Genomic DNA, 9,754 nt, shown 5'->3' with positions numbered 1-9,754 from the left:
GGTGACCCGGCTGCCCTAGCCCAGCAGCCGCGACCAGAACCGGGCCCAGCGTCCGCGCGGCCGGGTGGGCTCGGGCACCGGGGAGGCCTGGGAAGCCGAGGAGGCCGGGGAAGCCGGGGGCGCGGGCGCCACGGCCGGCTCGGCGTGCGCCGGGTAGCCGGGGGCGTGCTGCCAGTGCTGGTCGGCGGAGGCCACCCGGCCCTCGCGCATGATCCGGACGGTGTGGCCGCCACACCCCGGGCAGGTCGGCTTGAGCAGCGGGGACGGTACCCGGACGCCGTTGGCGTGGTACTCGAACACGACGTGGCCGTCCTTGGACACGTGGTGCTCGATGTCGTACGCCTGCTCCCACCCGTACCCGCAGCGCAGGCAGGCGAAGGAGTAGGCCTCCCGTACGACCTCGACGGGAGTGTGCGGCCGCGCGGCCAGGCCGGGGACGCTCAGTGCGTTGCCACTGCGGGGGCTACCGATCGTGTCACTCATAGCCGTCTCCCAGTGCCCGTCGGACGCTCGCCCGGCTGGGTCTTTCCATTCCAGGAAATGCCCGGACCGCCCCGACCGACGCCCTTCTTGTGAAGACTTGGATGCGGGTTGGGAAGTCCTATACGAAGGGCCTCCCGAGCTTCGGGAACCACGACCGAATCTTCAGCTCAGCGGGTGTTTACCGGGGCCTTCTCTCCACGGTACGACTCCCCGGGCGCCTCGCAACCCCCGGAATTCACCCCTTTTTCAGGGCCTCGGCAGAGCCGTCCCGCTTGGCCGCCACGACCGCGTCGAAGACCTCCCGCTTGGGCACGGAGAGCTCCGCCGCGACCGCGGCGATCGCCTCCTTGCGGCGCTCCCCGGCCTCCTCCCGGACGGCCACCAGCCGGGCCAGCTCGCCCGGGGTCAGTGCCTCGGGCGCGGCCGGCGGGGCGCCCGCGACCACCACCGTGATCTCGCCCTTGACCCCCTCCGCCGCCCAGGCCGCCAGCTCGCCGATCGGCCCGCGCTTGACCTCCTCGTAGGTCTTGGTGAGCTCGCGGCACACGGCCGCGGGCCGCTCCGGCCCGAACGCCTCGGCCATCGCGGCCAGCGCCTCGGCGATCCGGTGCGGCGCCTCGAAGAAGACCATGGTGCGCGGCTCGGCCGCGATCGAGGCGAGCTGCCGGGCCCGGTCGCCGGTCTTGCGCGGCAGGAAGCCCTCGAAGGTGAAGCGGTCGACCGGCAGGCCGGACAGCGCGAGCGCGGTCAGCACGGCGGACGGCCCGGGCACCGCGGTGACCTTGACGTCCGCCTCGACGGCCGCCGCCACCAGCCGGTAGCCGGGGTCGGAGACGGAGGGCATCCCGGCGTCGGTGACCAGCAGCACCCGGGCGCCGCCGAGCAGCGCCTCGACCAGTTCGGGGGTGCGGGCGACCTCGTTGCCCTCGAAGTAGGACACCACCCGCCCGGCCGGGGTCACCCCGAGCGCCTGGGTGAGCCGGCGCAGCCGCCGGGTGTCCTCGGCCGCGATGACGTCGGCCGTGGCCAGTTCGGTGAGCAGCCGGGGCGGGGCGTCCGAGACGTCGCCGATGGGGGTGCCTGCGAGAACGAGTACTCCTGTCACGGCCCCCATCCTTCCAGTTGTCGGCCGCGGGGGCTTTTGGTGACGATTCGGTCAGCTTCCGAGGGAGCGGTCACACGTGCGAACACCGCCCCTACGATGTGGCGGATGAACGGCGACACGGCGGCGCAGACGCCCACTGGTACAGACCACTCCGCACACGGCGGCGTCGATCTGCCGTCCCCCCGCTCACCGCGGTCCGCGGACGGACGGCCCACGAGCTGGCGGGACCGCCTGGCCGGGTACGGCTACCGCCCCCGCCCGGAGGCCACGCTCACCGAGCGCCTGGTGCCGCCGATGCCGGACGGCCCCGGGGTGACGAAGCCGGACGTGCCGCAGTCGCCGCTGCTGCTGCGCCTGGGCGTGTCCCTGCCGCAGGGCCTCTGGTACTTCCTGTGCCGCTGGTCCGGCTGGCTGGGCCCGATCGCGGTGGCGGTGTTCGCCGGGCTGCTGCGGTTCACGAACCTCGGGCAGCCGCACGCGATCATCTTCGACGAGACGTACTACGCCAAGGACGCCTACGCGCTCTGGCACGGCGGCTACGAGATCAACTGGCCGGAGGACGCCAACACGACGATCATGACGCCGGGCGCGGCCGTGCCGTACCGCGCGACGCCCTCGTACGTGGTGCACCCGCCTGTGGGCAAGTGGATCATCGGCGCGGGCGAGCAGCTGTTCGGCATGAACCCCTTCGGCTGGCGGTTCGCGGTGGCCCTGCTCGGCACCCTGTCGGTGCTGATGCTGGCCCGGATCGCCCGCCGGATGTTCCGCTCGACCCTGCTGGGCTGCGTGGCGGGCCTGCTGCTCTCGGTGGACGGCCTGCACCTGGTGCTCAGCCGCGCCGCGCTGCTCGACCTCGTGGTGATGTTCTGGATCCTCGCCGCCTTCGGCTTCCTGCTGCTGGACCGCGACCGCACCCGGGCCCGCCTCGCGGCGAAGCTCGAGGGAGTGGCGGACCCCCGACTCGCCCAGCGGCTCAACCTGGGCTGGCGCCCGTACCGGATCGCGGCCGGCGTCTGCGTCGGCCTGACCTGCGCCACCAAGTGGAGCGGCCTGTACGTGGCGGCGGCCTTCGGCATCCTGACCGTGCTGTGGGACGTCGGCGCCCGCCGGCTGGCCGGCGCCCCGCGCCCGTACCTGGCGGTGCTCGCCCGGGACGTGGTGCCGGCCTTCGTGTCGATCGTCGTGGTCTCGGTGGCCGTGTACCTGGCCTCCTGGTGGGGCTGGTTCGCCAGCAGCACCGCGCCCGGCCAGGGCGGCTGGGGCCGGGACTGGGCGGTCGGCCGCTCCACCGACTACCCGTGGATACCCGAGGCCCTGCGCGCCCTGTGGCACTACCACTCGACGGTCTACGAGTTCCACACCCACCTGAGCGACCCGCACACCTACCAGTCCAACCCGTGGTCCTGGCTGGTGCTGGGCCGCCCGGTCTCCTTCTACTACGAGTCCCCCAAGCTGGGCCAGGACGGCTGCACCGCCGCCGACTGCGCCCGCGAGGTGCTGGGCATCGGCACCCCGCTGCTGTGGTGGACGGCCGTGCTGGCACTGGTCTACTGCCTGTGGCGCTGGGTGCTGCGCCGGGACTGGCGGGCCGGCGCCCTGCTGTGCGGCCTGGCCGCTGGCTACCTGCCGTGGTTCGCCTACCAGCAGCGGACGATCTTCCTCTTCTACGCGGTGGTCTTCGTCCCGTTCCTGGTGCTCGCCGTGACGATGCTGATCGGCGCGCTGATCGGGCCGGCCGGCGCCACCCGGGAGCGCCGGATCATCGGCTCGGCGGTGGCCGGCCTGCTGGTGCTGATGATCGTCTGGAACTTCCTCTACTTCTTCCCGCTGTTCACCGGGCAGACCATCCCGCTGGAGGACTGGCGCCGCCGGATGTGGTTCAACACCTGGATCTGACCCCCTGCTGCCCCGCACGTACCGGCTTCCCCCGAACCGTCCGTACGCGGTCCACAGCACGTACCAGATCCGTCACAAGTCCCGAGCCTTTCGTCGGCGCACCGATCGGCCCTGCCTAGGGTGGGGGGCGTACCGCGTTTCCGGCCCCGGCCGGTTGCGCCCGGCCGCGAGACCCCTGGGGGACCTGCACCATGCGCAGTGGCGCGAAGATCGGCATCATCACCGGCGTGTCCGTCGCCGTCCTTGCGGGCGGCGGCTACGGGGCGTACAGCCTGATGGGCGGCTCGGACTCCGGATCGTCCGAGAAGAAGCCCCGGACGGTGGTCGCCGACCCGCCCTCTGCCGAGCAGGCGGCGAGCGGCGCGAAGGACTTCCTGGCCGCCTGGGCGTCCGGCGACATCGCCAAGGCGGCCTCGCTGACCGACGACCCGGCCGCGGCCACCACCGCGCTGACCGCCTTCAAGGACCAGGTCAAGCCGAGCGCGCTGACCCTCACCCCGGCCGGGCCGACCACCCAGCAGGCCTTCGCCTCCGCCACCGGCACCCCGACCCCGGCCAAGCCCACCGCCGCGGCCTCCGCGAACCCGTCCGCGAGCGGCACCCCGGGGGCCGGCGACTCGCCGTCCGCCTCCGCCACGCCCGGGCCCACCGGCACGCTGATGGGTTTCAAGGCGCGCGCCGAGTTCGAGGGCACCAGCCGGGTCTGGGACTACAACGGCTTCCTGGGCGTCGTGAAGATGAGCGACAACACCCCGGCCGTGCACTGGGCGCCGTCGGTGATCCACCCCCACCTGTCCGGCAACGAGACCATCGCCACCCAGCAGGTCTTCGCCCCGCCGTCCACCGTGGTGGACCGCAACGGCAAGCCGCTGCAGGGCGCCTCGCTCACCCAGGCGCTGATGAGCACCCTGCAGGACAACGCCCACAAGCTGCTGCCGCCGGACCCGAACAAGGACCAGGACGCGGGCAGCGCGGTGGTGATCAACGACCCGGCCGGCAAGACCGCCCCGGACAAGCTGTTCACCATCGTCGAGCCGAAGCCCGGCAAGCCGTTCAAGGTGACGCTCGACAACACCCTCCAGGCCGCCGCCGAGAAGGCGATGACCGACCTGGGCGGCAAGTCCGGCTCCATCGTCGCGATCGAGCCCAGCACCGGGAATGTGCTGGCCTTCGCCAACGCGCCCTCCAGCGGCCAGAACCGGGCCTTCACCGGGCTGCTCGCACCGGGCTCGACGATGAAGATCCTCACCTCGGCGGCGCTGCTGGAGGCCGGGGTCAACCCGGACACCGTGGTGGCCTGCCCGGAGAAGAGCAGCAACCCGGTGGCGATCCCGAACGACTTCCCGGGCGCCTTCCCGAACAACACCCTCCAGCAGGACTTCATGGTGTCCTGCAACACGGCCTTCATCAACCAGGGCCTGACCAGCCTCAAGCCCGACACGCTGTCCAGCACCGCCAAGGACGTCTTCGGCATCGGCATGGAGTGGAAGACCGGTCTGCCGAACGCCGACGGCAAGGTGCCGCTGGCGCCGGGCAGCAAGGACGAGCAGGCCATGAACTACATCGGCCAGGGCAAGGTCCAGATGAACCCGCTGGCCATCGCCTCGATCACCGCGACCGTCCAGAGCGGCGCGTTCAAGCAGCCGATCCTGGTGCCGGGCCTGCCGCAGCAGCCGGCGGCCCGCCAGATCTCGCCGGACGTCGCCGCCAAGCTGCGCGCGATGATGAACGCCACCGCCACCGGCGGCACGGCCAAGGACGTGATGGCCGGGATCACCGACAACGCGGGCGCCAAGACCGGCTCCGCCGAGGTCGCCGGGGCGACCACCACCAACAGCTGGTTCACCGCCTTCCGCGGCAACCTCGCGGTCGCGGCCGAGGTCCAGGGCGGCGGCCACGGCGTGGACGCGGCCGGCCCCGCGGTCGCCTCGCTCCTCAAGGCGGCCGGCGGCCGGTGAGTCCCGTACGGCACCGGCCCGCCCCGAGTCGAAGGGCGCGCCGGTGCCGAAAGGGAGAAGCGAGGGAGCGACGGAGGAGCGACGGAGCGCCGACCGTCGGCACCGGATCGGAGCGCCCGGAGGCGAGCGGGCGAGTCGCAGCGCCCGCTCTCAGCCTCGTGGCCGGGCGGGCTCCGGCGCGTCCGGCACCGGAATCAGCTCCTCGGCAGGGCGGGCTCCGGTGCGTCCGGCACCGGGCGGGGCGGTTTCGGGCGGCGGCTGCTCCAGCGCCGGGCCGCCAGCCGGGGCCAGATCATCAGGACCGCCGGCAGCGCCAGGTACCCGAACCGCCCGGCCGGGGCGAGCATGAAGGCGATCGCGAGCCCCGCCGCCAGCAGGTCGGCGGCGGCGATCGCGGAGACCGGCGGCCGGGCCAGCAGCCAGATCGCCACCCCGATCAGGGCCACGGTCATCAGCGCCAGCGAGACGGAGTGCCCGGTCGGCCCGAAGCCCGCCAGCACCTTGCCGGGCAGCGGGCTGCCGGCCGGGGTGCGGATCGCGGTCATCCCGAGCGGGAAGCGCACCACCTGTTCGCGCAGCGCGGCCGCCTGGGTCAGCGCGGAGGGCAGGACCACCGCCGCGCTCACCCCGACCCCGATCAGCGCGGTCCGGGCAGCGGGCCGGCGGCCGTACAGCCGCCAGACCAGCAGGACGGCGACCGGCAGGGCCGGCCAGGCGGTCCACTTGAGGCTGCAGGCGAGGGCGAGCACCAGCCCGGCGCCGACCGTGCGGCCGCGCTCGGCGAGCGCCATGGCCAGGCAGCAGACCCCGATCAGCGGCAGGTCGACCCCGCCGACCACCAGGGCGAGCGCTATCAGCGGCGAGGCGGTCAGCACGGCCAGCGGCAGCAGCGGGGCGCGCCGGTCACCGCCGCCGGGGCGGGAGGGCCGCAGCAGCCGCCAGGCGGCCAGCAGGCAGGCGACGAAGGTGAGGGCGAACCATATCCGGGCGTCCCCGGCGACCCGGGCGAAGGCGGTGGAGTCGCCGAGCACCTGGCGCGGCAGCCCGAACAGGGCCATCGCCGGCAGGTACGGGTTGTAGTCGGTGACCACCACCGGGTGCGGCAGGTACACGTCGCCGGTGGTGAGCAGCAGGTGGGCGGAGCGTTCGACCACCATGACCTCGGACTGGTGGCGGCCGGTGAGGGCGAGCATTCCGAGCGGTGCCAGTACGGCCCCGAGCAGGGCGACGGCGGCGCCGGCGCGGGCCGCGAAGCGGCGCGGCAGGGTGAGGCAGAGCAGCCCGGCCAGGGCGTAGGAGGGGGCCGCGACGAGGCCCCACAGCCGCTGGTTGGGCAGGTCGGAGACGAGCGGGAAGGCGGCGGCCCAGCCGGCCGCGATCAGGCAGCCGAGCAGTTGGACCCGGCGCAGCGAGGCGAGCCGGGCGGGGTTCCACCGGTCGGTCGTGGGCGGAAAGGTGTTCTCGCCGCGCTGCCGGGGGAACGGCCTGCTGGTGAAGCCCCTCGGTGGCCGTCCGGGTCTGGACGGCACCTCGGCGCTGACGGTCTGGGCCGGCGTTCTGGCGCGGCCGGTGAAGCGGCCGCGCGGGCGGGAGAAGCCGGGCGTGCGGGTGCTCACCATGGTGGAAGGTTATGGGTGCGGGCCGGGCCCTGTCGCCATGGCGTCCGGCACTGGAATCGGGGTGACACGGGAGGGGCCGCCGGGTGCCGTGGCGTGCGGCGGCCCTTCCCGTACGGAGCGGCGCGGGTCAGCCCGCGGAGTTGTCGGCCGGTACGGCCTGCTGCTCGGGCCGGTTCAGCTTGGAGTGCTTGATGCTGTAGCCGAAGTAGACGACCAGGGCGACGGCGAGGGCGATCGCCCCGGCCCGGAAGGTGTCGGCGTGCAGGCCGGTGATCAGGTAGACGCAGAAGCCGACGCTGATCAGCGGGATGACGGGGTAGCCGGGCACCTTGAAGCCGCGCGGCAGGTCGGGCTGGGTGCGCCGCAGGATGATCACGCCGATCGAGACCACCGAGAAGGCGATGAGCGTGCCGAGGCTGGTGATGTCGGCCAGGACGCGCAGCGGGACGAACGCGGCCAGCGCGCCCACGCCGAGGCCGACGATGACGGTGTTCCAGACCGGGGTGCCGGTGCGCGGGGAGAGCTCGGCGAAGCGCTTGGGCAGCATGCCGTCGCGGCCCATCGAGTACAGGATGCGGGTCTGGCCGTAGATCACCACGAGGGTGATGCTGAAGATCGAGACGATCGCGCCGACCGCGAAGACGATCGCGGGCCAGCTCTGGCCGGTGATGTCCTGGAGGATCTGGGCGAGGCCGGCCTCCTGGCCGTCGAACTTGGTCCACGGCTGGGCGCCGATGCCGGCCAGCGCGACCAGGATGTAGAGCAGGGTCACCACGACCAGCGAGATGATGATCGCCATCGGCAGGGTGCGACGCGGGTTCTTGACCTCCTCACCGGCGGTGGACACGGCGTCCAGGCCGATGAAGGAGAAGAAGATGCTGGACGCGGCGACCTGCACGCCGCCGATGCCGAGCGGCATGAACGGGGTCAAGTTGCCGGAGTGGAAGCCGGTGAGCGCGACGCCGATGAACAGCAGCAGGATGACGATCTTGATCGCGACCATGACCGCGTTGACCTTCACCGACTCGCTGACGCCGCGGATCAGCAGGAAGCAGACCATCGCGACCAGCAGCAGCGCCGGCAGGTTGAACCAGTGGGTGCTGTCCGGCGCGCCGGACAGCTGCTCGGGGATCTTGAACCCGAAGGTCAGGTCGAAGAACTTGTTCAGGTACTCGGCCCAGGTCACCGCGATCGCGGAGGCGGAGACGCCGTACTCCATCAGCAGGCAGATGCCGACGCCGAAGGCGACCCCCTCACCGAGGGTGGCGTAGGCGTAGGAGTACGAGGAGCCGGAGACCGGGATCGCGGAGGCCATCTCGGCGTAGCAGAGCGCGGTGAGTCCGGCGGTGACCGCGGCGATCACGAAGGACAGGATGACGGCCGGGCCGGCCGAGGGCACCGCGGTGTTGAGCACGAAGAAGATGCCGGTGCCGATGGTGGCACCGATGCCGATCGAGGACAGCTGCCAGAGTCCGATGGAGCGGCGCAGGTGGATGCCGGAGCGCCCGCCCTCCTCGGGCGCGCCGGCCGGAAGGCTGTCGCGGCCTTCACTCTCTGCGATCAAGGTCGTCACGGGCTTGCGTCGCAGCAGACGCGCACCAAGGGTGTTGCTGGCCAAAACTGCGGTCCTTCTAGGCGGGGGAGGGTGTCCTAGCGCAGGTCACCCGGGACGCTGGGGAGTGCCATCGGGGACCAACCGAACAAACATGGGACAGTACCCCGCGAAAGCACCAGTGTCGCAAACAAACAATACCGATCGGCGCATTGTACGAATTGGCGCACCATGGATAACAAACCGGACACTTCGCACCCGTCGCATCTCCTGATGATCGACTAAATGGCCAGTTCAGCGCCCCTTTCCTGTCAGCCGCCGAGCACCGCCCGCATCACCGAGCGGGCGATCGGCGCGGCCAGGGCGCCACCGGTCACGTCCGTGGCGTCACTGTCCGCGACCACCACGGCGACCGCGACCGGCGGCACCACGTCCGAGCCGGCCGGCTTCGCCCAGGAGATGAACCAGGCGTACGGCGTCCCGCTGTTGTCCACCCCGTGCTGGGCGGTGCCGGTCTTGCCGCCGACCACCGCCCCGGCGATCCGGGCGTTGCCGCCGGTGCCGTTCTCCACCACGTCGGTCATCAGCTTCCGCACCTGCCCGGCCACCGCCGGGGTCATCGCCTTCCGGTACACCTGCGGCTTCATCAGCTCCACCGTGGTGCCGTCGCTCCTGGTCAGCCTGTCCACAAGCTGTGGACGCATCACCGTGCCGTCGTTGGCGACGCCGGCCGCGACCATCGCCATGACCAGCGGAGTGGCCGCGGTGTCGAACTGCCCAATCGAGGAGAGCGCCAGCTGGGACTGGTTCATCCCGGTGTCGAAGTTCGACCGGACCGGGCGCACCGGCATGTCCAGCTTCGGGTCGTTGAAGCCGAAGTCCTCGGCCATCGCCACCATCCGGTCCAGCCCGGTCCGCACCCCGAGGTAGCCCAGCACGCTGTTGCAGCTGGCGGTCATCGCGGCGTCCAGCGACAGGCCGGGCCGGTCGCAGGCCGCGGTGTCGTTGACCAGCGGCGTGGTCGTCCCGGGCATCACGTACGGGAAGGGCGCCGCGGTCGGTGCGTCCGGGTCGGTGACCACGCCGCTCGCCAGCGCGGCCGCCGCGGTGACCACCTTGAAGGTCGAGCCCGGCGGGTAGG

The 9,754-nt window shown here is 72.3% G+C and carries 7 protein-coding genes; 2 read left to right on the top strand and 5 right to left on the bottom strand.

Annotated elements, in window-relative coordinates; translation table 11 throughout:
* Positions 1–15 precede the first annotated feature (15 nt).
* Together J0670_RS19435 and rsmI are read right to left on the bottom strand one after the other, a co-directional pair.
* On the bottom strand, positions 16–483 hold the full coding sequence (locus J0670_RS19435; protein ID WP_207812897.1) for a hypothetical protein: 468 nt from the start codon (positions 481–483) through the stop codon (positions 16–18).
* Between the two features lie 235 nt (positions 484–718).
* Entirely contained in the window at positions 719–1,588 is an 870-nt protein-coding gene (gene rsmI / locus J0670_RS19430; RefSeq protein WP_207812896.1) for a 16S rRNA (cytidine(1402)-2'-O)-methyltransferase, read from the bottom strand.
* 96 nt (positions 1,589–1,684) lie between these two features.
* Between rsmI and J0670_RS19425 the strand changes: the two genes are divergently transcribed.
* Positions 1,685–3,484 (top strand): dolichyl-phosphate-mannose--protein mannosyltransferase, encoded by a 1,800-nt coding sequence (locus J0670_RS19425; RefSeq protein WP_374223129.1) that lies wholly within the window; start codon positions 1,685–1,687, stop codon positions 3,482–3,484.
* Positions 3,485–3,675: 191 nt separating this feature from the next.
* Positions 3,676–5,442 (top strand): penicillin-binding transpeptidase domain-containing protein, encoded by a 1,767-nt coding sequence (locus J0670_RS19420; protein WP_207812894.1) that lies wholly within the window; start codon positions 3,676–3,678, stop codon positions 5,440–5,442.
* A gap of 194 nt (positions 5,443–5,636) precedes the next feature.
* Here J0670_RS19420 and J0670_RS19415 read toward each other — a convergent pair whose 3' ends face one another.
* From J0670_RS19415 to J0670_RS19405, 3 genes are all read right to left on the bottom strand, one after another.
* Positions 5,637–7,061, bottom strand: a complete 1,425-nt coding sequence (locus J0670_RS19415; protein ID WP_243437236.1) for a glycosyltransferase family 87 protein — start codon at positions 7,059–7,061, stop codon at positions 5,637–5,639.
* A 127-nt stretch (positions 7,062–7,188) separates the two neighbouring features.
* Positions 7,189–8,634, bottom strand: a complete 1,446-nt coding sequence (locus tag J0670_RS19410) for an amino acid permease (RefSeq protein ID WP_307806590.1) — start codon at positions 8,632–8,634, stop codon at positions 7,189–7,191.
* A 290-nt stretch (positions 8,635–8,924) separates the two neighbouring features.
* Positions 8,925–9,754 (bottom strand): penicillin-binding transpeptidase domain-containing protein (locus J0670_RS19405; RefSeq protein ID WP_279383039.1); only part of this gene is annotated, 830 nt, incomplete at its 5' end.

This window comes from Streptomyces sp. FH025 (assembly GCF_017427025.1).
In the GTDB taxonomy this organism is placed as follows: domain Bacteria; phylum Actinomycetota; class Actinomycetes; order Streptomycetales; family Streptomycetaceae; genus Kitasatospora.
This window is presented reverse-complemented; position numbering and strand designations above follow the sequence as displayed.

What these genes read in the sequence shown, in the direction of transcription:
- J0670_RS19415 (WP_243437236.1), bottom strand. Translation starts at nt 7,061, where the DNA reads ATGGTGAGCACCCGCACGCCCGGCTTCTCCCGCCCGCGCGGCCGCTTC.
- J0670_RS19435 (WP_207812897.1), bottom strand. Translation starts at nt 483, where the DNA reads ATGAGTGACACGATCGGTAGCCCCCGCAGTGGCAACGCACTGAGCGTC.
- J0670_RS19420 (WP_207812894.1), top strand. Translation starts at nt 3,676, where the DNA reads ATGCGCAGTGGCGCGAAGATCGGCATCATCACCGGCGTGTCCGTCGCC.
- J0670_RS19425 (WP_374223129.1), top strand. Translation starts at nt 1,685, where the DNA reads ATGTGGCGGATGAACGGCGACACGGCGGCGCAGACGCCCACTGGTACA.